Here is a 23763-nt window from a genome sequence, read left to right as displayed (position 1 = left end):
CATGTTTGGTCTGTGCCTACGCCCCCCGGCCGGGCCGTCGGCTTCGCTCGCGACCGTGACGTCGGCGCTCTCTGACCGTGCGCGGGTCGCCCCGGCCGCGGCGGGGTCACCGCCCCTTCGGCGTCAGCAGCCCCCGCTCGTACGCGGCCGCCACCGCCGCCGCCCGGTCGTTGACCTCCAGCTTCGCGTACACGTGCACCAGGTGCGTCTTCACCGTCGCCTCGCTGATGAACAGCGCCCGCGCCGCCTCCCTGTTGCTGCGGCCCTTCGCGATCAGCGCCAGCACCTCCAGCTCCCGCTCGCTCAGCGGCCCCGCCGCCGCGGGCCCCGGCCGCCGCACCCGCGCCATGAGCACCGACGCCACCGACGGCGCCAGCACCGTCCCGCCCTCGTGCGCGGCCCGGATCGCCCGCCGCAGCTCCTCCGGCGACGCGTCCTTCAGCAGGTACCCGGCCGCCCCCGCCTCGATCGCGGGCAGCACGTCCGAGTCCGTGTCGTACGTCGTCAGCACCAGGACCCGCGCCGCCGCGCCCCGCGCGCCCAGCTCCCGGATCGCCGCCACCCCGTCCGTGCCCGGCATCCGCAGGTCCATGAGCACCACGTCCGGCTCCAGCGCCAGCGCCCGGTCCACCGCCTCGCGCCCGTCCGCGGCCTCGCCGACCACCTCGATGTCCCCGCCGCGCGCGAACATCCCGCGCAGCCCGTCCCGCACCACCGGGTGGTCGTCGGCGATGAGCACCCGGATCGGCTCAGGCGCCATCGGGCACCGCCGCGAGCGCCGGGACGATCGCCGAGACCACGGTGCCCCGGCCCGGCTCCGACTCGATCGACAGGCTCCCGGCGATCCGGCCGACGCGCTGGCGCATCGCCGACAGCCCGTACCCGCCCCTCGCGCCCGCCTCGGTCCGGCCGGGCGCGAACCCGGCCCCGTCGTCGCGCACGTCCAGTGCCAACTCGTCCTCCATGTACGACAGCGTGATGCCGACGCGGCCCGCCCCGGCGTGCTTGGCGGCGTTGGTGAGCGCCTCCTGCACGACCCGCAGCAGCGTCACCTCCACCTCGGGGTGCATCGGCCTGGCGTCCCCGGTCGTCACCAGCTCCACCGGGACCCCGTGCGCCGCCGACCACTTCGCCGAGACCTCGGCGAGCGCCTCCGGGAGCTGCGCCTCGTCGAGCGTCGGCGGGCCGATCGCCTGCACGGTGCGCCGCGCCTCCGCGAGGCTGTCGCGGGCCAGCTCCACGGCGCTGTCGAGGTGGCGGCGGCGCCGGTGCTCGTCGTCGGCGGCGTCCACGGCCTGGAGCTGCGCGATGATCCCCGCGAGGCCCTGCGCGACGGTGTCGTGGATCTCGCGGGCCATGCGCTGGCGCTCGTCGAGGACGCCGGCCTCGCGGGCCTGCGTCATGAGCTGCATGTGGAGGCCCGCGTTCTCCTCCATGGCGGCCTCGCGGGCCTCGTACGCCTCGATGCGCTCGGCGCGCAGGCGCTCCATGCGCTCGTTGAGGAGGATGCCGAAGCTGATCGCGGAGGTCTGGACGCCCACGACCACGGCGAAGAGCGTGTAGCCCGCGACGCTCGGCTCCTCGATGATCGTGGAGTTCACGACCAGGGAGCTCACGCCGATGCCGAGGACGATCATCCACCGCGGGCGCAGCAGCCCGGCGTGGAAGAACCCGGTCACCACGAAGATGAAGAACAGCATGTCGTAGTGCATGAGCACCGCGCCGAAGGCGCTGAGCCCGATGAAGTACACGGTCATCCGGGCCCGCGGGAGCGGCGCGACCGCGGGGACCACGGTGAACATGAAGCACACCCAGACGGCGGCCGAGGCCGACAGGACCGCGACTGCGGTCCGGTCGGCCCCGGAGAGGTCGGAGAACGCCATGCTCAGGCCCGTGGCGAGCGCCAGCGTCGCGTACGGGAGGAAGTCGAGGACCTTCGCGTAGACGCCGTCGACAGTGGACTGGCCGGCCTCGACCCGCTCCAGTGCCGTCCGCGTCGGTCCCATGGCCGTCACTCCCACTTGAACATCCGGGCCGCGGCCGCACCCGCGGCCACGGCGACCGCGGCCATCACCAGGAGCTGCACCCCGTCCGGGGCGTCGCCGTTCCAGGTGTCGAGCAGCGACTGCACGCCCGGGGGCACGTAGTCGCCGATGCGCGCCACCGCGTCGGGGAGCATGAACCGGGGGAGGTACACGCCGCCGAAGAACATGACCGACATGAACAGCACGGTCGCGATCCCGGAGGCCGCGCGGGCGGTGGGGGCCACGGCGGCCACCAGCATACCCAGGGCGAAGACCGCGGTGATGCCGAGGACGAACGCGCCCGCGAACCCGAGCGGGTTCCCCGGCAGCGGCACGCCGAACGCCAGGCGCCCCACGGCCATCACGAGCGCGACCGCGACGAGGGACGCGAGCAGGTTCACGACGAGCTGCGCCGTCAGGAGCTTCGCCGGGTGCACCGGCGTGGTCCGCATCCGCCGCAGCACCCCGTGCTCGCGGTACCCGGCCATCACGGCCGGCAGGTTGGTGAGGCCGATGACGGCCACGGACATGACGATGACCGACGGCGCGAAGTAGTCGATGAACCGGGCCCCGCCCATGTCCTCGGACGGCTCGCGCAGGATCGGGATCGCGCCGAGCCCCAGGAGCACGGCGGTGGGCAGGAGCAGGCCGAGGGCGAACGACAGCGGGTCGCGGACGAACAGCCGCGCCTCGACGGCGATGAGCTTCAAGAGAGACGACATCAGGGGATTCCTCTTCCGTTGCGGGGGAGCGGGTTCAGGGCTGGGCGGGCTTGCCGGTGAGCGCGACGAACGCGTCGTCCAGGCTGACCTGCTCCACGCGCAGGTCCGCGGCGACGATGTGGGCGCGGGCCAGGACCGACGCGACGGCCTGGAGCAGGTTCCCGGACCCCGAGACCACGACCTGCGGGCCGTTCCGCTCGACCTTGACGACCTCCGGCAGGTCCAGCAGGAGCGCGTCGGGGAAGTCCGCGGAGGGCCGGAACCGCACCCGCTGCTCGGCGCTGACGCGCGCGGTGAGCCCGGCCGGGGTGTCCACGGCGACGACCTTCCCCGCGTCGATGACGGCGAGCCGGTCGCACAGCCGCTCGGCCTCGTCCATGAAGTGCGTGACCAGGATGATCGTGACGCCCGAGTCGCGGACCTGCTCGATGAGGTCCCACGTGTCGCGCCGCGCCTGCGGGTCCAGCCCGGTCGTCAGCTCGTCGAGGACCGCCACGCGCGGGTTCCCGATGAGCGCCAGCGCGATCGACAGCCGCTGCTGCTGCCCGCCCGAGAGCTTCCCGAACGGGGTCTTCCGCTTGGCGCCCAGGCCCAGCGACTCGATGAGCCGCTCGGGGTCGGCGGGGGCGCGGTAGAACGAGCGGTACAGATCCAGGGCCTCGCCGACGCGCAGCCGGTCGGGCAGGCGGCTCTCCTGGAGCTGGATGCCGAGGACCTGCCGCAGCTCGGCCGCGTCCTTCGCCGGGTCCAGGCCCATGACCGAGACGCGGCCCGCGTCCCGGTCGCGCAGGCCCTCGACGCACTCGACGGTGGTGGTCTTGCCCGCCCCGTTGGGGCCGAGGATGCCGAAGACCTCCCCTTCCTCCACTGTGAACGAGACGCCGTCGGCGGCGCGCTGGTCGCCGTAATGCTTGACCAGGTCTTCGACTTCGATGATCGCCATGGGATCCTCCCTGCTCGGTGTAGGGACAACCCTCGCAGGACCGCGGCCCGCCGCCATCGCCCGCGCAGCGGAGACCGCGGTTGATCCGCCCGGTCAACCGATCGGTTGACCCCTCCCCCCGACGGTCATGTCGTTTTTCGGCCAGACACGAGGCGACACGGCTGCTTTGATTGCCGCATGACGAACGAGAAGGCCGCGCGCTTCCGCGCCCTCCACACCAACACCCCGCCCCTGCTCCTCCCGAACTGCTGGGACGCCGCCAGCGCCGCGGTCATCGCCGACGCGGGCGCCGCCGCCATCGCCACCACCAGCGCGGGCGTCGCCTGGAGCCTCGGCCGCCCCGACGGCGACCGCCTCGACCGGGACGCCGCCGTCGCACTCGTCGAGCGGGTCGCGCACGCCGTCGACCTGCCGGTCACCGCCGACATCGAGTCCGGTTTCGGCGCCACCGCGAAGGACGTCGCCGAGACCCTCGCGGCCGTCGCCGCGGCGGGCGCGGTCGGCGTCAACATCGAGGACGCCGACACCGCGACCCCCGGCGTGCTCCGCCCCATCGCCGACCAGGCCGAACGCCTCGCAGCCGCGCGCGAAGGCGCGGGCCCGGACCTGTTCATCAACGCCCGCATCGACACCTACCTCGCGGGCATCGGCGACCCGGAGACGCGCCTGGAGGCCGTGATCGAACGCGCCGCGGCCTACACGGCCGCGGGGGCGAACGGCATCTTCGTCCCGGGGGTCGCCGACCCCGACACGATCGCCGTCCTCGTCCAGTCGATCCTGCTGCCCCTCAACGTGATGGCGGGCCCCGGCGCCCCCGCGCCCTCCGCGCTGGCGAGCCTCGGCGTGGCCCGCATCAGCCTCGGCCCCCAGCTCGCCTCGGCCGCCTACGCGGCGGCCCGCCGAGCGACGGTGTCCCTTCTGGAGTCCGACTCCTACGACGCGGTCGAAGGCGGCATCGACTTCGCGACGATGCAGACCCTCCTCGACCGTCCTTAGACGCCGCTCGGCGCCGCTCGGTGCGCAGTGTCGGTGGGTTCGGGCACTATCGAACCGGGGGCGGCTCCGAGTGTCCGAAATGTGCAGAACCGCCGCGACGCTCCCGGCTCAAGCGCCGGGCGCGTCGCGGATCATGCAGGTGAGGCGGCCGGTGCAGATGCGCCGGTCGTCCTCGTCGCTGACGACGATCTCGTACGTGGCCGTCGAACGGCCGCGGTGGATCGGCACGGCCACGCCGGTGACGGTGCCCGAGCGGACCGCCCGGTGGTGCGTCACGTTCAGGTCCACGCCGACCGCGATCTTCCCGGGCCCGGCGTGGAGCATCGAGCCGATCGACCCGAGCGTCTCGGCCAGGACCGCCGACGCGCCGCCGTGCAGCAGCCCGTACGGCTGCCGGTTCCCCTCGACGCCCATGCTCGCGACGACGCGCTCGGGCGCGGCCTCCAGGATGTCGATGCCCATGCGGGCGCCCAGTTCCCCGGCGGAGAACAGCTGCTGGAGGTCCATCCCCGCACCGGCGAACCGGTCGAGGACCTCGGGCGGGAATTCGGTCATGTCGGGCGGCTCCAATCGGACGTCGGCCCGGCCGCACCGTCGCGGCCGGGACGCCCCGCCAGTCTAAGCCGCGCAGCAAGCCGCCCCGCCCGGTCGTCCGCCGGGCACGCCGATGCCGGCGAGTGCTCGGGCACCCCCGGATCAACTGTGCCCGACGGGTCCGACAATCGGGCCGACCGATTCGGTCCGTCCCGAGGGCACCCGGATGCCGAGGCGACCGGTGGGCCCCCGGTACAAGGGTGCCCCGGGGGTCCGACATTCCGGCCGACGCGAGGCGCGTTCAGTGGGGCGCGTTCGGGGTCCGGGCCGCGTCAACCGCCCGGACCCCGAACGCGCCGGGGGTGGGGGATCAGATCGGGGTGCAGGTCACCGCCGGTGTCGCCGGGGCGCCCGTGCCGATGAAGCCCCAAGCGGAGGTCTTCGTCTGGCCCGCGGCGACCGAGCCGTTCCAGTCCACGTCGGTGGCGGTCACCGACGTCCCGCTGGTCGTCACCGTCGCGTTCCAGCTGGAGGAGATCGTCTGCCCGCCGGCCCACGTCCAGGTCAGGCGCCACCCGGTGATCGCCGCAGACCCGGCCGTGACGTCCACGTTCGCCTGCCAGCCGGAGTTCCACGAGCTCACGACCTTGATCGCCGCCGAGCACCCGCCCGCCGGGCCGCCCGTGGGGGTCGTGACCGGGTCGGTCGGCGAGGTCGTCGGGTCCACGTCGGTGTCGTACCCGAAGAACTCCAGCGCCTTCGACGCCATGCCCCACGAGTACAGGTTGTGCCCGACCCCCTGGAGGCTGATCGCCTCGACCGCGGGCTGCGCCCCGGTGCCGCCGTAGCGGGTCCGGTTCCAGTTCGCCTGCGGCACATCGGAGTAGTCCGGGGTCTGGTCGGTGCCGTGGACGTTCGTCCACTGGTCGATCTGCTCCTGGAAGTTCGGGTACCGCAGCGTGTCGTCGGCCGTGCCGTGCCAGACCTGCATCCGCGGCCACGGCCCCGTGTACCCGGGGTTGGCGCTCCTGACGGCGTCGCCCCACTGCTGCGGCGTGCGGTTGATCGTCCCGCCCGAGCACTCCGAGTTCCACTCCGAGCCGTTCGTCGTGGCGAAGCACGTGTACGGCACGCCCGAGAACGACGCGCCCGCCGCGAAGACCTCGGGGTAGACCGCCAGCATCACGTTGGTCATCATGGCGCCCGAGGAGATCCCGGTCGAGTAGACCTGGTCCGGGTCCACGTTGTACCGCGCGTCGACCCAGTCCATCATGGACTTCACGCCGACGGTGTCGCTGCCGGTGCCCGCGAGCGACGCCGCGGACGACACGTCCCAGCACTTGCTCGACCGCGTCACCGACGGGTACAGCACGATGAACCCGTACTGGTCGGCCAGCTGCGCCCACTCGGTGCCGCTGTACATGGCCGGGCCCGACCCGGTGCAGTAGTGGATCGCGACCACCAGGGCCGGTTCGGGATCGACGTTGTCGGGGACGTACAGGTACATCTGGAGGGCGCTCGGGTTCGTCCCGAAGTTCGTGATCTCGGTGAGGCTCGCCGCGCTGGCGGGCCTGGGCACCAGGACCGCGATGAGCGCGGCCGCCGCGACGAAGACGGCGGCCGCGGCCGCCATCAGTCCTCTGCGCATGCGGGGGAATGGGATTGTGGACATGGAGACCTCTCTGGACGCTGCCGGGGGCGCCGTTGCGGCCCTCGGAGCGGGCCGCGCGAGCCGGAGGAAAACAATGAGGATCGCGGTGAGGGTCCACACACTATATATCCACACCCGTCAATATGCAAGCGCTCCCAAGCGGGCACGGAGAAGCCGCCCGGCGCATGCGCCGGGCGGCCCGGGTCCGGTGGATCAGGCGCGCTCGCCCGCCGCTGCGGCGATGCCCAGGCCGATCATCGCCGTGCCGCCCGTGCGGGCGAGGACGAGCTTGGGCTTGGGGCGCTTGAAGACGTCGCGGACCGCCGAGGCGATCAGGCCCCAGACCGTGTCGCACAGGGCCGCGAGCATCGCGAACGTGCCGCCCAGGATCAGCATCTGCATGGTCGCCGAGCCCGCGGTGCGGTCCACGAACTGCGGCAGGATCGCCAGGAAGAACAGGATGGTCTTCGGGTTCAGCAGGCCCACCATGAAGCCCTCCGCGAGGGTCGCGAGCGCCCGCTTCGGCGTCGCCGTCTCCTCGTCCGGGGTCGCCATCAGGCCCTTGCGGTCGCGGAACGCCTTGACGCCCAAGTAGATCAGGTACGCCGCCCCGGCGTACTTGACGATCGCGAACGCCAGCGCCGACTCCTGGATGAGCGCCCCCAGCCCGACCGCCGCGAGGGCCGAGGCGCAGAACGTGCCCGCGGCGTTCCCCCAGGCCGTCAGCACCGCCTGTCGCCGTCCGTAGATCAGCGCCCGGCTCACGGTGAACATGACCGACGGTCCCGGGATGAGGATCAGGATGAGCGAGGCGGCGATGAACGCCAGGAAGTGCGCGGTATCCGACATGGTCCGATCAAAGCACCGGCGGCGCGGCCCCGGCAACCCGATTCCCGGCCGCGACCGGGCCGATGCCGAACCGACGCCTCTCCCGCTGCTCGTGACCCTCAGCGCACGGACGCCTCCGGCGTCACATGACCGCGTGTCCACAGCGGAGGCCCGCGTGGTACAGAGTTCCCCTACATCCCTCATCCAACGCAGGAGCCCACATGGTCCTTCCGCCCGGGGCGGGGACACCGCCCCCAGACGACCCGACCCTCTCGATCCAGCGCCTCCAGCCGCGCTGGCCCCTGCCCGCTCCTCCCTGGACCGGGTTCCCGCCGCCGCAGGTGCAGCCGCGCAGCGACGCGGCCCGCGTCGTCGGCGGGTTCGCGCTCCTGGCCGTCCCCGTCGCGGCGCTGGTCGTCGCGTACGTGCTGCCGACGATCCGCACGTTCGAGTTCAGCCGCCTCGGCGGCCTCGGATTCGGCGACCCCGGAGATGTCGGGGGTGCGAACTACGATCGGGTGGTCGACGAAGGCGCGTTCTGGAACGGCATGGCGCACCTGATCGGCCCGACCGCGCTGCTGGTGCTCGGCGGGGCCGTCGTCGCACCGCTGCTGGCGCTGCTCGTCCACCGCGCCGGCGCGAAGGTCCGCGCGGTCTCGCGCGTCGCGTGGGCCCTTGCCGCGGTCACGTTCGCGCCCGCGGCCCTGACGGTCGCCTGGCTCGTCGCAGGCGTCGTCGACGGCCGCGGTTCGGATGCGACCGTGTACGACTGGCCGCTGCTGGTGTCCGGCGTCGTCGTCGGCACGGGCGTGCTCGCCGGGCTCGCGGCCCTGCGCGGCGACGGCAAGCACGCCGGCGCCGTGCTCACGACCGCGGGCCTGACCGCGATCGGCCTGACCGCCGCCGGGCTCCAGACGTTCGCCTACGGCACGATCAGCGGCCTGCCCGCCGACGCGCCCATGCCCCTGCGCCAGATCTACGACGGCGTCAGGGCCGGGCTCGACGTGGGCGGCGCGACCGCGAAGTCGATGCTGCTCCTGGCGGTCCTCGCCGTGCTCGGCGTCGGGGCCGCGGTCCTCTTCGTCGCCGCCCGGGTCCGGATCGACGTCCTTCCGAGGGCGGTGGCATCGGACGCTGATGCGGCGGGAACGGCGGTGCCGGGCTCGACCGGACAGCGGCCGGGAACACTGGGAGTGCCGGGGCCGGGTGCGCCAGGGTCGCTGCCGGGATCTGAGGCGACCGGGTCGCGGCCGGGCGTGCCGGGGGCGGGGCCCGGGTTCGGGCCGTCCGGGCCCGTGGTGCCCGGGTCGACTGCGTTCCGTTCGGCCGCACCGGAGTCCGCAGTATCGGGTGCTGCGGTGCCGCGCCAGGGCGGGCCGGGATCGGCGCCGTCAGGGGCGGCCGTGCCCCGGCAGTTCGGGCAGGGGGCCGTCGAGCCGGGGTTCGCCGTGCCGCGCCAAGGCGCGCCCGGAGACACCGGGCAGTTCGGGTCCGACCCGGGCACGCCGGTCGGCGCCGGGCCGGACAAACCCACCGGGGGCGCCGTCGTCGTCGCGCTGCTCGTCCTCGTCGTCGCCCTCGGAGCCGTCGGCTACTACCTGGCGCCGTGGGCCTCCCGCATCGCCGAAGGCGGGTCCGAAGCGCAGGACCTGTGGTTCGTCATCCGGCGCACCTGGGGGCCGCCGCTGGTGACCACCGGGATCGCGCTGGTCGCCGCCGCGGTCGGCGGGTTCGCGATCGGGGCGCTGCGGCCGCTCGGCGACGCCTCCCGGTGGCTGCTGCTGCCGTTCGCGCCCTGGCTGCTCGTCGGGACCGGTCCCCTCGCCGCCGCGAACCTCGAAGCCGTCGCGGGCGAGGGCGAATGGGTCGCGATCGGGTCGTTCCCGCCGCGGGCCTGGATCGCGATCCCACTGCTGTTCCTGTTCACGGCCCTGTGCTGGGGCCTGGAGGACCGCCGCCGGGCGCTCATCGCGCAAGGCCACGCGCGGGGGACCGCCAACGGCGCGTTCGTCAAGGCCGCGTTGCCCTTCGCACTCCTCGCCGGGCTCGTGCTGCTCCTGGTCCACGTGCAGGACCTGTTCTGGACGCAGCTGACGTTCCAGGACATGCTCAGCTCCGGCGTGATGACCTACGCGCTCGCGAACCTCGACCTGGAGCACACCGGCATCACCTACGGGTTCCCGCTGCCGCTCCTCGCCGCCTACGCGGTCGCGGCGGTCGCGTTCGCGCTCTGGTACCTGCCGCGCCTGGCGATCCGCACCGGCCGCGGGTAGAGACGCGGAACGGGGGCCGACTTGCCTCGGCCCCCGCTCCGTCCGCCGCGTCTAGTTCCGGACGAACTCGATGTCGTGGAAGCGGCCCGCCGCCGTGTCGTAGTGGAGCCGCGCGCCCTCCATGTACCCGAAGAGCGGGCCCCAGTCGTCGTGCTCCGCTTCGGGGAACAGCGCCACGAGACCGCACTCGATGTGGCCGCCGTGCCCGATGACCAGGGCCGCGTCCCCGGGGCCGAGCGGGGCGAGGAGCTCGGACCACTGCCTGGCGAGCGAGTGCGAGTAGTCGCTGACGGCGCCGCCGCGGCGCCCGACCAGGCGCGCGAGGCGGGTGAACGGGGCGCCGACGTCGTGGTTGGCCGCCTGCGACTCGTTGAGGAACGCGTTGACATTGTGGAGGGTCGGGAGTTCCACGGTGACCGCGAAGCCCATCGCGATGGCCGTCTCCCGCGCCCGCGGCGCCACGCTCGTCGCCACGGTCTCGAAGGGCCCCATGAGGGTCCCGGACCAGCGCGCCAGCTCGACCCCCTCCTGCGAGAGGTGGACGGCCTCGTCGCCGTTGCGCTTGCTGTGCCGTCGGATCTCGAGCATGGGCATGGGCGGTCTCTTCTCTTCTCGAACACGCTGCAAGCGGGTGGAGCGTGTGGTGCGCCGGCGGTCCGCATCGAGCCTACGCGGCGGGGCCGAACCGGGGCGAAGGTGGCTGCGTGACCCAGGTCAAGAGTCGGTTCGGGTTGCGCCCCAGCGTTTCAGGCGTGTTTCAGGGCTTGACGGCGATGGCCGCGATCTGGGTCCGCTCGAACGGCTCCATGTCCGCGACCTCGGGGACGGCGCGCCCGGGATCCTCCGGGAACCACCGCGGGACGTACTCCAGCCCCGGCGCGACCAGCGGCATCCCGAGGAAGTGCCGCTCGATCCTCTCCACGGGACGGCACCAGCCGTTCCCGAGGGTCTCCAGGCACGCGCGCGAGAGCGCGAGCTGCGCCGGGTCGCCGGTGTCGGGCCAGGTCGTGATGAACAGGTGCGAACCGGACGCGAGCGGCTCCATGAGGGACGCGATGATCTCGTCGGGCCGCTCGTCCTCCGCGATCTGCATGATCATCCCGATGAGCATGAGCCCCACCGGCCGGTCGAAGTCGATCGCCTCGCGCACTTCGGGATTGGCGAGGATTCCCGCCGGGTCGCGCAGGTCCGCCGTGACCACAGTCGTGGTCCGGTCGTCGGCGAGCAGCGCCCGCCCGTGCGACAGCACCATCGGGTCGTTGTCGACGTAGACGACGTGCGCGTCGGGATTGATCTCCTGCGCCGCCTCGTGCGTGTTCTGCTTGGTGGGCAGGCCGCAGCCGATGTCGAGGAGCTGGTCGATCCCGGCCTCGCGCACCATGTACTGGACGCCGCGCACCAGGGCCGCCCGGTTCAGCAGCGCGCACTCGCGGGCCTGGGGGATGTGCCGCAGGAAGACCTCGGCGGCCTCGCGGTCGGACTTGAAGTTGTCCCTACCGCCGAGGATCGCGTCGTAGACCCGGGCGGTCGAGGGCACGTCGGGATCGATCCCCTGGGGAGGCCATTCGGGGGCTGCATCGTTCACGGCAATCCAATCGGCGATGAATGGGCAGTTCACAGGGGGACCGGGGCGTCGCGGCGGGCAGGGCGCGGTGCATCCGGTGAGGCCGGTCGACACCCGGCCCCGACGGTCCCGCCGCCGGTGCGGGACGTGGCTGGCTAAAGCCTACGCCATCACTTCGGCGGTCACGAGGGACGCTCCCCAAGGGGTCGTTGACGATCGGACCCCCTCCGACCTGGAACGACCCGCTATGCCCGGAGCCGCCGCCGCACTCGGGAACGTGAGGCTGTCGGAGCCCCGGCGTAGGGTGGCCGAGCGCACCCGCAACGGCCCTGGCCTCGCAGTATGCTTGGGGGATGGAGGATCACGCGGAGGAGCCGGCGGGGGTCGGCGCCGCGCTGGTGCGCACGGCCTTCCTCGTGGACGCCGTCTACGCCGACGCCGCCCGCGAGTTCGACCTCACCACGGCGCAGTCCCAGCTGCTGTGCATCGTCATCCCGCGGCCCTTCGGCATGTTCGAGCTGGCGAAGACCCTCGGCCTCGCCAAGTCGAGCATCACCGGCCTCGTGGACCGCTGCGAGAAGCGCGACCTGGTGCGCCGCGAGGCCGTCCCCGGCGACGGCCGCGCCTCGCTCGTCGCGCTGACCCCGAAGGGCGCCCAGCTCGCCGAGGAGCTCCACGAGGTGATCCTGCGCCGCACCGCCGAGCTGACGGCGGGCCTGACCGGGCCCGAGCGCGACACCCTCTTCGGCCTGCTCGCGCGGGTCGTCACCGGCAACAGCGTCCCGCCCGCCGAGGACCTCGGCGAGTGCCCCTCCGCCTAGCCCCGGCACGGCGGCGCCCCCGCCGCGCAGCGGCGACGGGGGGCGGATCAGCCGAGCCTCAGGCCCCGCCGAACATGTCCGCGAACCGACCGTTCATCAGGTCCCGGCCCTTCCACTGCGCGACCTGCTCGACCGGCATGAGGACCGGCCCCTCCTCCGAGGGCACCTGCCCCACGCCGTGCTCGGGCCCGAGCGGCAGCAGCATCACCCGGATCGGGTTCGGCCGGTACTCCTCGACCGGCTCCTCCCCATTGACCTGCGCGATGATGTTGGCGGCCACCACCTCCGCGTGCCGCGAGGCGGCCCCGGCCCGCTTCTCCTCGGCCACGTCGGTGAGGTCGCCGACCGCGTACACGTTCGCGTGGCCGTCCACATTGAGCTTCGCCGTGACCGGGACCTGGCCGCGCCCGTTGAGCGGCGCGAGGCCGTCGCCGAGGTACCCGGAGTTGGTGCTCGCACCGTAGGCGCGGAACCAGATGTCGGCCTCCACGCGCTCGCCGCCCACCGTCACGTGCACGTCCCCGGCCCGGCCGGGCTCCACGTCCGGCTCCGCGTCGAAGGCCGCGCCCAGGCGCACCTCCACTTCGAGTTCCGCGAGCTGGCGCACCAGCTCCGCGCGGAACTCCCCGGCGTACCCGGGGACGAGTTCGGCGCCGGGGTCCACGACGGTGATCCGCTTGGCGGGCCACACGTCCCGGATCTCCCCGGCCAGCTCCAGGCCCACCGGCCCGGCCCCGGCGATGAGCACCCGCCCGGCCCCGGCCAGCTCCGCGTGGGTCTCCTTGAAGTGGGCCAGCGCCTCCGCGGTCGAATCGGTCCGCGTCTTCGCCGGGTACGGGTAGGCCGAGCCGGTCGCGAGCACGATGTAGTCGGCGTCGACGCGCCCGCCCGAGGCGAGGGTGACGCCCTGCGCGTCTACCCCAGCGGCGTACTCGCGGAGGTGGCTGCCGCGCTTGAGGACCCCGTCGTAGGGGAAGAAGATCTGCTCGGCCCACTCCTCGGGCCGGGTGAGGGCGCGGAGCGCGCCCGCGGCGTGGACGAACGCGTCCTTGGGCTCGATGAGCACCACGTCGGCGTGCTCGTCCAGTGCCTTCACGACGGCCGCGCCGCCGTACCCGCCGCCGACGACCGCCACGGTCCTGCCTTGCTCGGTCATGATCCCGCCTCTTCCGAAAAGTAGTTCGTACTACGAACCATAATAGTTCGCAGTACGAACTACAAGGAGGCTGCGCGTGACCCCGGCCACCGGCGGAGATCCCTGCCGCACAAGGTGACACGACGCCAGAACTCCGATACCGTCTGTGCATGAGCGCGACCACCAATGCCTCCACCGACCTGCCCGGCGACCCGCTCCGGCAGCTCACCCTCGATCAGCTCCGCCAGCGCACCAGCGAGAAGTGGCGGCACTACGACCCCGACGTGCTGCCCCTGTGGGTCGCCGAGCTCGACGTCCACCTGGCCGAACCCATCGCCAAGGCCGTCACCGACGCCGTAGCCGCGGGCGACACCGGCTACCCCTCCGGCACCGGCTACGCCGACGCCGTCGCGGCCTTCGCCGCCGAGCGCTGGCACTGGACCGACCTGGACCGCGACCGCATCCGCACGGTGCCGGACATCATGCTCGGCGTGGTCGAGATGCTCAAGGCGGTCACCGGGCCCGGCGACGCGATCGTCGTCAACAGCCCCGTGTACCCGCCGTTCCACGCGTTCCCGGTCTTCAACGACCGCAAGGTGATCGAGGCGCCCCTCGGCCCCGACCACCGCATCGACTTCGCGGCCCTCGCGGCGGCCTTCGAGCTGGCGCTCGGGCGCGGCGGGAAGGCCGCGTACCTGCTGTGCAACCCGCACAACCCGACCGGGACCGTCCACACCAGAGACGAACTGGAGCGGGTGGCGCGCCTCGCCGCCGACTACGGCGTGCGCGTCGTCTCCGACGAGGCCCACGGGCCGCTCGTCGGCCCCGGCACGGTCTTCGTGCCGTACCTGACCGCGGAGGGCGGCGAGACCGGCCTGGCGCTGACCTCGGCCGCCAAGGGCTGGAACCTCCCCGGGCTGCGCGGCGCCGTCGCGATCGCCGGGACCGCGGCCGTCGCCGACCTGGAGCGGATGCCCGAGAAGATGTCGAGCAGCATCAGCCACCTCGGCTCGATCGCGCACACCGCGGCGTTCCGCGAGGGCGGGCCGTGGCTCGACGCGCTCCTCGCGGGCCTCGCGGAGAACCGCCGCCTGCTCGCCCGCCTCCTGGCGGAGCACCTTCCCGCCGTGCGGTACCGCCCGCAGCCGGGCACGTACCTCGCGTGGCTCGACTGCCGGGCCCTCGGCCTCGGCGACGACCCGGCCGCGGCGTTCCTGGAGCGCGGGCGCGTCGCGCTCAACTCGGGGCTCCCGTTCGGGACCGGCGGCAAGGGCCATGTGCGCCTGAACTACGGCACGTCCCCGGAGATCCTCACCGAGGCGGTCGAGCGGATGGCCGCGGCCGTCCGGAACTGACCCCCGGGGACATCCGGCGGCACGCATTTCTGACAACACGTACTTATGACAACGCAGACAAGCTTCACATTACCGGTGGGTAACGGTAGTCTCCTGACTACGGGCCATTGACGTCCATCCATGTTTAGGCCATGCCTCTGAACCGGAGACCGCCATGTCCACTCCCCGGAGACGTTGGGCCGCAGCGATCCTCGCTGCGGCGCTGACCACCCTCACCCTGTCCGCCGCGGCCGTTCCCGCCCAAGCCCAGGAACGCCCCGACATCGTCCCGCTCCCCGCGAACCTCGAAGCGATCCGCGCCTCCGAGGCCACCGCCCTCTACGGCACCCCCGGCATCCGCCCCCTCGACCAGCGCCAGACCTCCCTGGTCTCCATGGGGGACAGCGAGATCTCCGGCGAGGGCGTCGGCAACTACGACCCGAACACGCACCGCGAAGGCAACTGGTGCGACCGCTCCTACGACCAGGCGCTCTTCCGCACCGGCATCGAGAGCGACGTCCAGTACAACGTCTCCTGCTCCGGCGGCGCCTCCCCGCACCTCGTCGAGGGCTCCGGCGAGCACCAGTGGGACGAGCTCAACCAGGGCGACAACCTCGCGATCAAGGCCCGCAACACCAAGGTCGAACTCGTGTGGATCGTCGTGGGCGCCAACGACGAGGGCGGCATCGAGTTCGGCCCCACCGCCACCGAGTGCGTCACGAACCGCATCCTCTTCCTCGGCCCGTGCTGGGACGAGCACACCGACGACTGGGCCGCGCGCGTCGAGGTCACCCAGGACGGCGTCGAGACCGCGATCGACGCGGTGCGCCAGACCATGACCGACGCCGGGTACCTCGGCACGGACTACGACCTGGTCGTCATGTCCTACCCCAGCCCCGGCGGCCCCGACGTCGAGGACAACCCGGACTTCCCCGGCTGGTACTCAGGCGGCTGCCTCCTCTACCTCGCCGACGCGGCCTTCGCGCGCAACAAGGCCGTGCCGCTCTTCGAGGACGGCGTCCGCGACGCGGCCCTCGGCAAGGGCGCGCGGTACCTCAACGCGCAGCGCCTCTTCGACGGCCACGGCGTGTGCGAGGCCCAGCCCTGGGCGCGCGGCGTGTACGTCGAGGTCGGGGTCCTGCCCTCCGAGAACGCGTTCCGGCAGTCCTTGCACCCCAACTACCTCGGGCACGGCGCCTTCGCGGAGTGCATCACCGAGTTCTACGAGCACCCCGACTGGGAGACCTCGAGCTGCGTCGACCCGGGGAGCACGAACAACGCCGTCCTCTACGAGGGCCTCTTCGAGTTCAAGGACCTGAAGAACACCTCCACGGGCCTGTGCGTCGATGCCGAGGGCTACGACTCCCGCAACGGCACCGACCTGGTCTCCTGGACCTGCCACGGCGGCCGCAACCAGGGCTTCTGGTACGACGCTGAGGAGCGCTCACTCCACGTCGAGCTCTCCCACGACCGCTGCATCGACGTCGAAGGCGGCCGCATGCAGGCGGGCACCCCGCTCGTCCTCTGGGACTGCCACGGCGGCCTCAACCAGGAGTTCGTCTTCGGCTCGAACGGCATCCACCCCGCCGGCCACTCCAACCTCTGCATCGGCTTCAACGGCACCGCGAGGGAATCGTCCCTGATCCTCACCACCTGCGGTACGACGGCCAGTGCGATCACCTCCGCCACCCGCAACTACCCCAACCCGGTCGGCTACGGCCACGACGACTGGATCGGATCGAGCGTCTACTAGTGACCCGCTGAGCGGCCCCGGCGACGGGGCCGCTCACCTTACTTCTCCAGACCCGGGAAGTCCTCCGGGTTCGCGGCCATGAACTCGGTGAACGTGCGCGGCCGCCGCCCGGTGAGGCGCTCGACCTCGCCGGTGACCTCCTGGAAGTCCCCGCTGCCCATCGAGCCGTAGAGGGACGCCAGCTCCGCGGCCTGCTGCGGCGCCAGGCCGAAGCCCAGGAGCCGCGCCGCGACGGCCTCCTCCGAATGCGGGTCGAACCCGACCGGGCGGCCCCAACCGCGGCTGAGGTGCGCCGCGATCGCCTCGTACGACAGCGCTTCGGGCCCGGTGATCTGAAGCGTCGCACCAGGTTCCGGCGCAGCCGTGAGCAGGGCCGCGGCGCAAGCGGCGATGTCGTGGCAGTCGATGAACGCCATCCGCCCCGGCCCGTCGGGGCCGATGAGGCCGCCCTGCTCGTCCCACAGGACCGTTGCGGGACTGAGGAAGTTCTGCATGAACCCGCCCGGCCGGAGCATCGTCCACTCCAGACCCGACGCTTTCAGGTGCGTCTCCGCCTCGCCGTGCCCGCCCTCGGACATCCGGCCCCCGACGCGCGCATTGAGCACCGACAGCTTGACCACGTACCGCACGCCCGCGCCCTTCGCCGCATCGATCGCGTTCCGCTCCCAGCGGACCATCGGCTGTTCGCCGTCCTCCGTCTCCGGCTGCGCCCCAGGTGAAGCGAGGAACATCCGCTCGACGCCGTCCATGGCCGCCGACAGCGACGCGGGGTCGTCGAAGTCGCCGACCGCGCAATCCACGCCGAGGGCCTCGCCCCTGGCCGAGTCCCGCACGAGCGCCCTGACCGGCGCGCTTTTCGCTTTCAGTTGCGCGACAAGGTGCCTGCCGGTGGAGCCCGTCGCTCCGGTCACGAGGATCATGTGCCGTCTCCAATGCAAGTGGAAGAATATCATCCGTTTATTGACGCTAGCATAAGCGGAAGAAAATCGTCCAGTACCATCGAGGGGTGACCGCGAACCCAGAAGCACCACTGCGCGCCGACGCCCGCCGCAACCGCGAACGCCTCCTCGCGGGCGCCGCCGCCCTCATCAGCGCCCGCGGCCCCGACGTGCCCATGGAGGAGATCGCCCAGCACGCGGGCGTCGGCGTCGGCACCCTCTACCGCCGCTTCCCCGACCGGCACACCCTCGTCCGCGCGCTGGCGGCCGACATGTTCCGCCGCGGCATCGCCCTCGCCGAGGCCGACCCCGGCGACCTCACGGGGTGGGACGCGCTCGTGCGCCTCGTCCGCTTCTGCGGCGAACCCGAACTCGGCGCGCTCGCCTCCGCCTTGCGGCCCTGGCTCGCCGAGCACCGCGACGCCGACGAGGAGCTGCGCGACCTCACGATGACCTGGCTCGACCGCTTCGAGCGGACCGTCCGCCGCGCCCAGGACGAGGGCGCGATGCGCGCCGACATCGGCGGCGCGGAACTCCTCAACCTCATCAGCCTCGTGTCCTGCCGCATGCCCGAACTCACGGCCGAGGCCAGCCGCGACGCGACCGCCCGCTACCTGGAGATCGTCCTCGACGGCCTGCGCGCCTGACCCCTGACCTTCGTCAGGGGTGGACCCCGCTCCAACCCCGACCTTCGTCGCAGAGAGGTTCAGACTTCCTGCCGATGCGGCCCGCTCACGGCCGTGCGAATGTGGACCCCATGACCGCGACCAGGGCAGCGAAGCCCCAGCCACCGCCCCCGACCCGACGATCGATCGCCTTCCGCGCCCTCGCCGCCTGGGCCGCGATGGGACTCGCGCTCGGCGCCGCCGGACCCGTCTCTACTGCGCTCGCACAGCAGTGGGGTTTCGGCCGCACCGGCAGGCAGGCCCTCGCCGCACTGATCGTCGGCCTCGCGGTCACCGCGTTCATCTTGTGGCTCAACGGGAAAGCCGACCGGCGCTCCCTCGCCGCCCTCGGCCTCGGCCCGGCGGGCGACGCCGCCCGCGGGTTCACCATGGGCGTCGTCATCACCGGCGGCGCCGCGGGCCTCGTCGTCATCCCCGCGGCGGCGGCCGGGTGGATCGGCTTCGGCGCGGTCGAGTGGGGGTCACTGCTCGCGTTCCTGGCCCTGAACGCGCTCATCGCGTTCGGCCTCGAAGCCCTCCCGGAGGAGCTGGTCTTCCGCGGCTACATCTTCACCGCGCTGCGCCGCCGCGGCGGCCGGTTCGCCGCGGGCCTGGGCACGACCGTCCTGTTCTGCCTCATCATGCTCCCGACCTCGGCCGCGGCCTCGGCGACCGCCGCCCTGCTGGGGGAGGAGTCGGACGGCCTCCTCCTCGCACCTGCGGGCACGGACCCGGTCACCTACATCGTGCTGCTCGCCTGCTTCGGCACGGCGCTCCTCGCCGCCCGCGCCGCCACCGGTTCACTGTGGACCTGCATCGCGCTGCACCTGACGTTCCTCACCGTGAACCGCCTGGTCTTCGCCAACGCCGACCGCGACACCGGCTGGCAGGTCGAGCCCGCCCCCGACGCCGCGGTCCTCGTCCTGGTCTACGTGCTCCTCGCGGCGGCGGTGTTCGGCCTCCTCGCCCGAGTCAGGCGCCGACGATGAAGCGCCGCATGAAAAGGGCCGCGGAGCCGATCCGGCCCCGCGACCCGTCCTCACCCTCAGCCCTCGATGTCGCCGTAGACCAGGCCGCGGCCGTTCGTGGCGATGTAGACCCTCCCGTAGACGTCCGGGTCGCCGGTGACGGCCTTCCCGGTCCAGCCCCACTGGTGGGCGTCGTCGTTGACGCGGACCCAGTTCCGGCCCTCGTCGGTCGACCGCCAGATGCCCCGCACCCTCCCGGCCTTCGCCGAGGCGAAGATCGTCGGGTACCCGTGCCGGTTCCGCGCCTTCCCGAACCCGACCGCGTCGGCCTCCGCGAAGTCCCGCACCCGGGTCCAGCGCCGCCCGCCGTCGGTGCTGCGCCACATCCCGTACACGCCGTCGGCCTCGCCGCCGACGAGCCACAGGTGCCCCCGCTTGCCGGGCACGGCCCGGAAATCGACCGCACCCGCGGCGGGCAGGCCCGAAGCCCCGGTGGCGGCGAACCGGAGCCCGCCGTTGGTCGACAGGTAGAACACCCCGGATGCGAACGCGTAGAACCGGTTCGCGTCGGCCCGGTCCGCCCGGACGACGGCCCCCGCGGGCAGCCCCTCCACCGGAGTCCACGTCTGCCCCAGGTCGGTGCTGAACACCGGCAGGGTCGTCCCGTTCCCGGGGGACCAGACGATCACCGCCCCGTCGGCCCCGACCGCGACCGTCCCGCCGTTGCCGCCGCCTGCGACGCCTTCGACTCGCACGGTGGTCGACCAGGTCGCGCCGCCGTCGGTGGACACCCCGACGTGCCCGTCGACGTCGCCCTCCACATCGCCCGACCCGACCACGACGTCGGGGTTCAGCGCCGCGAAGTCGACGCTCCGCCCCGACGTCCAGTTGGGCCGCCGGATCTGCACTCCGGCCGCGTCCAAGTCCGTCTGCACGAACCCGCCCAGGTCGCCCATCGCCGAGACGACGGTCCCGCCGAGCGCCGCGATGTCCTGCACCGCGGTCTCCTCCAGGCCCTCGACCCGCACCGCCACGGTGAACGGCTCCACCGGCAGCGCGATCTGGTGCCCCGCTTCGGAGTCCCACCCGACGAGCGCGCCCTGCGCGTCCCACTGCGTCAGCGACTCGGTGCCCCAGACGGTGGCGCCGGTGCCCCACATGATCCGGTCCGAGTCGTGCGGGTCGATCGCGAGCGCGTCGATCATCCAGCCGTGCTTGACGGCGTACGCGGGCCCGTCGTCGCTGTTGCCGAAGTTCAACCAGGCGCTGCCGGTGCTGTCCATGTCGAACCGGTCGGTCCGCGCCGGCGGCCACGACCAGTTCGCGTCCCACACGTAGTCCCAGCTGGTCTCCCACGTCGCGCCGGAGTCGGTGGAGCGGTACAGGATCTCATCGGGCCACCAGTTGTTCTGCGTCGCCACCATGAGCGTGCCCGGGGTCCGCCGGTCCACGGTGAGCCCGCCGAAGCCGGGGATCGTGCCGATCGGGTTGTACGCGGGGGTCACGTCGGTCCATTCGCCGGTCGCCAGCGACAACCGCTGCACCGACCCGCCGCGCCCGGCCGACGGCGCCCCGTTGTACGGCCCGGGGTCCCATCCGGTGACCACGAACAGGTACCCGTTCTCGTGGTCGAACGACGCCTGCTTCGGGATGGTCCGGTTCCCGTCGGCCCGCCCCAGCGCGGCCGCCGCGCCGTCGACGGCCTGCCAGGTCGCGCCCCGGTCCGCGGAGGCGTACAGCGGGTCGTCCGGGTCGGCGACGCCGACGAATACCCGGTCCCCGGCCGTGTCGAAGTCGATCCAGATGACGCCCTGGTTGTCGTCGGAGTAGTCGCTCGACGGGTCCTGCACGAAGTTCCCGGCGTTCGGGAACGCCTCGACCGCCGCCCAGGTGCGCCCGAAGTCGACGGACCGCCACAGCCCGTTCCCGTTCGGCGTGCCGAGGTACAGGGTGGAGTTGTCGCTCGGGTCGATCGCGAGGCGCTCGCCCATGCCGCGGCCGGGCATGTTGCCGCCCTGCTTGAACGGGAGTTCTGCCACGCCCCAGGTCTCCCCGTAGTCCTCCGAGTAGAGGACGGCGCCGCTGCCCGGGTCCCAGTCGTTCGTGTAAGTCCCGACGGCCGCGTAGACCCGCCGCGGCTCCACCGGGTCGGTCGCCACGGACACGACCCCGGTGTACCCCCAGTTGCTCCAGCCGACCCAGTCGAGCAGGGGCTTCCAGGTCTGGGACGCCTCCTGCCAGCGGTACAGGCCGCCGATGTCGGTCCGCGCGTAGATGAGTCCGGCCTCGGTCTCGTTGAAGACGATGCCGGGGACGTAGCCGCCGCCGTTGACCACGGCGTTGCGCCAGGCATAGCGGTCCTCGCATCGCCCGCCCGCTTTCGCTGCGGCAGTGCCGGGAACGGCCGCAGCGGCCACTGCAGCCGCGCCGAGCGAAGCGGCAAAAGTGCGTCGTCGCACAGGTGCTCCTCAAGGGGTCGCCGGAACCCCGGGCCCGCCGGGCCCGCCAGATCCCGAGGGGTTAGTTGGGACACCCAACATAACAGCCCCGCCCACCCAGGGCAACACCCCGGATCGACGGCCCATAGACGTGGGAGCGCTCTTCCGTTACTGTGGAACACGGTTGGGACTTGTCCACCCGCTCACCCCTCTAGGAGCCGACACATGGGCGCGAGCCTGCCCACACTCTTCCGCCGTCCCGCGATCCTCTGGTCGGTGCTCGCCGCCGCGCTCGCGGCCGCCGTCGTCACGGTCCTCCTCGTCGTCCCCGGCACCGACGACGGACCCGCCGACGGCAACGGCGACTACCTCGACGCGAGCCTCCCCATAGACGAACGCGTCGACGACCTCCTCTCCCGCATGACGATCGAGGAGAAGGTCGGCCAGATGACCCAGGTGACCGTCGGCGCGGTCGATCCCTACCCGACCGACGTCGCCGAGTACGGCATCGGCTCCCTCCTCAACGGCGGCTCCGAAGCCCTCTTCTCCACCGCCGAGGAATGGGCCGCGATGATCGACGGCCACCAGGCCCAGGCCCTCGACACCCGCCTCGGCATCCCGCTCATGTACGGCATCGACGCCGTCCACGGCAACACCGCGATCCCCGGCGCCGTCGTCTTCCCCCACAACATCGGCCTCGGCGCCGCCCACGACCCCGACCTCGCCGGTCGCGCCGCCGCCGTCACCGCCGCCGAGACCCGCGCCGCCGGCATCCACTGGACGTTCGCGCCGTGCGTGTGCGTCGCCCGCGACAGCCGCTGGGGCCGCACCTACGAGTCCTACGGCGAGGACCCCGGCCTCGCCTTCGAGTACGCCGGGCCCGTCGTCCACGGCTACCAGGGCGACGACCTCGCCGCCAACACCAGCGTCCTCGCCACCGCCAAGCACTACGTCGGCGACGGCGGCACCGCCTACGGCTCCTCCACCACCGAGGGCTACCTCCTCGACCAGGGCGTCACCACCCTCACCGAGGACGAGCTCCGCTCGATCCACCTGGCGCCCTTCCAAGCCGCCGTGGACGCCGGAGTCGGCTCCGTCATGGCCTCGTTCTCCTCCACCGACCTCGGCGGCGGCCCCGTCAAAGCCCACGCCGACGAGTACCTCATCACCGAAGTCCTCAAGGGAGAGCTCGGCTTCGACGGGTTCGTCGTCTCCGACTGGCAGGCCCTCGACCAGCTCAGCACCGACTACGACGAAGCGGTCCGCACCGCGATCAACGCCGGGGTCGACATGGTCATGGTCCCCTTCGAGTACAAGGCGTTCATCACCGCGCTCCTCGCCGAAGTGGAGTCCGGCGGCGTGAGTGTCGAGCGCATCGACGACGCCGTCTCCCGCATCCTCGCCCAGAAGTTCGCCCTCGGCCTCTTCGAGCACCCCGACGCCGACACTAGCGGCGCCGCCGACATCGGCTCCGACGCGCACCGCGAGGTCGCCCGCGAAGCCGCGGCCGCCTCGCAGACCCTGCTGCGCAACGACGGCGACCTCCTCCCGCTCACGGGGCAGGAGTCGATCTACGTCGCCGGCTCCGGCGCCGACTCGATCGGCCGCCAGACCGGCGGCTGGACCGCCTCCTGGCAGGGGTCGCTCAACCCGCCCACCGAAGGCACCACGATCCTCGCGGGCATCCAGGAGGTCGCCCCCGACGCCGCGGTCACCTTCAGCGAGGACGCCTCCGAGCCCATAGAAGGCGCCGACGTCGGCATCGTCGTCGTCGCCGAGGACCCCTACGCGGAAGGCGTCGGCGACGCGGGCGCGGGGGACCACGACATGGCCGTCTCCGAAGCGGACGCCGCCGCCATCGCGGCCGTCTGCGGCGCCGTCGACTGCGTCGTCATCGTCGTCTCAGGACGCCCCATCGAGATCGAACCGCACCTCGACGGCGTCGACGCACTCGTCGCCGCCTGGCTCCCAGGCAGTGAAGGCGCCGGTGTGGCGGACCCGCTCTTCGGCGCGACCCCCTACGGCGGGCGCCTCCCCGTGACCTGGCCCCACCGGACCGACGACGAGCCGCTCAACGTGGGCGACCCCGGCTACGACCCCCTCTTCGTGTTCGGCTTCGGACTCCAGACCGCCTGACCTTCGTCCGTGCCGCCGCCCGGCGCATGGCGGCGGCACG

At 72.7% G+C, this 23763-nt stretch carries 20 protein-coding genes; 8 read left to right on the top strand and 12 right to left on the bottom strand.

All coding sequences use genetic code 11. The annotated features are described in order from the left end of the window. Nucleotides 1-106: 106 nt before the first annotated feature. From AB0A65_RS23195 to AB0A65_RS23180, 4 genes are read right to left on the bottom strand one after another with little or no spacing between them, the layout of a single operon-like run. Nucleotides 107-760: a response regulator transcription factor gene (locus tag AB0A65_RS23195; RefSeq protein WP_359954315.1), complete on the bottom strand. Its 654-nt coding sequence runs from the start codon at nucleotides 758-760 to the stop codon at nucleotides 107-109. Beyond that, nucleotides 750-2006 (bottom strand): sensor histidine kinase, encoded by a 1257-nt coding sequence (locus tag AB0A65_RS23190; protein WP_359954312.1) that lies wholly within the window; start codon nucleotides 2004-2006, stop codon nucleotides 750-752. Before AB0A65_RS23190 ends, AB0A65_RS23195 begins: the two co-directional genes overlap by 11 nt. Nucleotides 2007-2011: 5 nt before the next feature. Continuing rightward, complete coding sequence (locus tag AB0A65_RS23185; RefSeq protein WP_359954310.1) at nucleotides 2012-2746, bottom strand: ABC transporter permease; 735 nt, start codon at nucleotides 2744-2746, stop codon at nucleotides 2012-2014. A gap of 34 nt (nucleotides 2747-2780) precedes the next feature. After that, the gene (locus AB0A65_RS23180) at nucleotides 2781-3689 is read right to left on the bottom strand and encodes an ABC transporter ATP-binding protein (protein WP_359954308.1); all 909 of its coding nucleotides are present in this window, start codon (nucleotides 3687-3689) and stop codon (nucleotides 2781-2783) included. A gap of 177 nt (nucleotides 3690-3866) precedes the next feature. Here AB0A65_RS23180 and AB0A65_RS23175 point away from each other — a divergent pair, with 177 nt between their 5' ends. Continuing rightward, the gene (locus AB0A65_RS23175; RefSeq protein WP_359954306.1) at nucleotides 3867-4685 is read left to right on the top strand and encodes an isocitrate lyase/phosphoenolpyruvate mutase family protein; all 819 of its coding nucleotides are present in this window, start codon (nucleotides 3867-3869) and stop codon (nucleotides 4683-4685) included. A gap of 108 nt (nucleotides 4686-4793) precedes the next feature. On the opposite strand, the gene AB0A65_RS23170 is transcribed toward AB0A65_RS23175, so the two are convergent. The 3 genes from AB0A65_RS23170 to AB0A65_RS23160 form a co-directional block, all read right to left on the bottom strand. Next, the gene (locus AB0A65_RS23170) at nucleotides 4794-5240 is read right to left on the bottom strand and encodes a hotdog fold thioesterase (RefSeq protein ID WP_359954304.1); all 447 of its coding nucleotides are present in this window, start codon (nucleotides 5238-5240) and stop codon (nucleotides 4794-4796) included. Nucleotides 5241-5589: 349 nt separating this feature from the next. Next, complete coding sequence (locus AB0A65_RS23165) at nucleotides 5590-6867, bottom strand: PHB depolymerase family esterase (RefSeq protein ID WP_359954302.1); 1278 nt, start codon at nucleotides 6865-6867, stop codon at nucleotides 5590-5592. A 216-nt stretch (nucleotides 6868-7083) separates the two neighbouring features. Continuing rightward, nucleotides 7084-7719 (bottom strand): LysE family translocator, encoded by a 636-nt coding sequence (locus AB0A65_RS23160; RefSeq protein WP_359954300.1) that lies wholly within the window; start codon nucleotides 7717-7719, stop codon nucleotides 7084-7086. 200 nt (nucleotides 7720-7919) lie between these two features. Between AB0A65_RS23160 and AB0A65_RS23155 the strand changes: the two genes are divergently transcribed. After that, the gene (locus AB0A65_RS23155; RefSeq protein ID WP_359954298.1) at nucleotides 7920-9971 is read left to right on the top strand and encodes a hypothetical protein; all 2052 of its coding nucleotides are present in this window, start codon (nucleotides 7920-7922) and stop codon (nucleotides 9969-9971) included. Between the two features lie 51 nt (nucleotides 9972-10022). Here AB0A65_RS23155 and AB0A65_RS23150 read toward each other — a convergent pair whose 3' ends face one another. Next, nucleotides 10023-10565 carry a hypothetical protein gene (locus AB0A65_RS23150; protein WP_359954296.1) on the bottom strand — a complete coding sequence of 181 codons (543 nt, stop codon included), beginning with the start codon at nucleotides 10563-10565 and terminating at the stop codon, nucleotides 10023-10025. A 163-nt stretch (nucleotides 10566-10728) separates the two neighbouring features. Then, nucleotides 10729-11556 carry an SAM-dependent methyltransferase gene (locus AB0A65_RS23145; RefSeq protein WP_359954294.1) on the bottom strand — a complete coding sequence of 276 codons (828 nt, stop codon included), beginning with the start codon at nucleotides 11554-11556 and terminating at the stop codon, nucleotides 10729-10731. A gap of 332 nt (nucleotides 11557-11888) precedes the next feature. Between AB0A65_RS23145 and AB0A65_RS23140 the strand changes: the two genes are divergently transcribed. Then, on the top strand, nucleotides 11889-12356 hold the full coding sequence (locus AB0A65_RS23140) for a MarR family transcriptional regulator (protein ID WP_359954292.1): 468 nt from the start codon (nucleotides 11889-11891) through the stop codon (nucleotides 12354-12356). A 58-nt stretch (nucleotides 12357-12414) separates the two neighbouring features. On the opposite strand, the gene AB0A65_RS23135 is transcribed toward AB0A65_RS23140, so the two are convergent. Further along, a complete protein-coding gene (locus AB0A65_RS23135) occupies nucleotides 12415-13512 on the bottom strand; it encodes an FAD-dependent oxidoreductase (protein ID WP_359954290.1) in 1098 nt (365 codons plus the stop codon). A 149-nt stretch (nucleotides 13513-13661) separates the two neighbouring features. Between AB0A65_RS23135 and AB0A65_RS23130 the strand changes: the two genes are divergently transcribed. Beyond that, nucleotides 13662-14846, top strand: a complete 1185-nt coding sequence (locus tag AB0A65_RS23130) for an aminotransferase class I/II-fold pyridoxal phosphate-dependent enzyme (protein WP_359954288.1) — start codon at nucleotides 13662-13664, stop codon at nucleotides 14844-14846. Nucleotides 14847-15000: 154 nt separating this feature from the next. Further along, a complete protein-coding gene (locus AB0A65_RS23125; protein WP_359954286.1) occupies nucleotides 15001-16578 on the top strand; it encodes a ricin-type beta-trefoil lectin domain protein in 1578 nt (525 codons plus the stop codon). Nucleotides 16579-16616: 38 nt separating this feature from the next. On the opposite strand, the gene AB0A65_RS23120 is transcribed toward AB0A65_RS23125, so the two are convergent. Further along, nucleotides 16617-17498, bottom strand: a complete 882-nt coding sequence (locus tag AB0A65_RS23120; protein WP_359954284.1) for an NAD(P)H-binding protein — start codon at nucleotides 17496-17498, stop codon at nucleotides 16617-16619. 86 nt (nucleotides 17499-17584) lie between these two features. Between AB0A65_RS23120 and AB0A65_RS23115 the strand changes: the two genes are divergently transcribed. Together AB0A65_RS23115 and AB0A65_RS23110 are read left to right on the top strand one after the other, a co-directional pair. Then, on the top strand, nucleotides 17585-18163 hold the full coding sequence (locus tag AB0A65_RS23115) for a helix-turn-helix domain-containing protein (RefSeq protein WP_359954282.1): 579 nt from the start codon (nucleotides 17585-17587) through the stop codon (nucleotides 18161-18163). 110 nt (nucleotides 18164-18273) lie between these two features. Beyond that, nucleotides 18274-19170, top strand: coding sequence for a CPBP family intramembrane glutamic endopeptidase (locus tag AB0A65_RS23110; RefSeq protein ID WP_359954280.1), 897 nt, complete (start codon nucleotides 18274-18276; stop codon nucleotides 19168-19170). Nucleotides 19171-19226: 56 nt separating this feature from the next. Here AB0A65_RS23110 and AB0A65_RS23105 read toward each other — a convergent pair whose 3' ends face one another. Next, a complete protein-coding gene (locus AB0A65_RS23105) occupies nucleotides 19227-21608 on the bottom strand; it encodes a xyloglucanase (protein ID WP_359954278.1) in 2382 nt (793 codons plus the stop codon). A gap of 204 nt (nucleotides 21609-21812) precedes the next feature. Here AB0A65_RS23105 and AB0A65_RS23100 point away from each other — a divergent pair, with 204 nt between their 5' ends. Next, nucleotides 21813-23723 (top strand): glycoside hydrolase family 3 protein, encoded by a 1911-nt coding sequence (locus AB0A65_RS23100; RefSeq protein ID WP_359954276.1) that lies wholly within the window; start codon nucleotides 21813-21815, stop codon nucleotides 23721-23723. The last annotated feature ends 40 nt before the right edge of the window (nucleotides 23724-23763 follow it).

The sequence above is a fragment of the Glycomyces sp. NPDC047010 genome, from assembly GCF_040644205.1.
GTDB lineage: Bacteria > Actinomycetota > Actinomycetes > Mycobacteriales > Micromonosporaceae > Glycomyces.
Note: the sequence above shows the minus strand (reverse complement) of the source record. Positions and strands in the feature narration are given on the sequence as shown.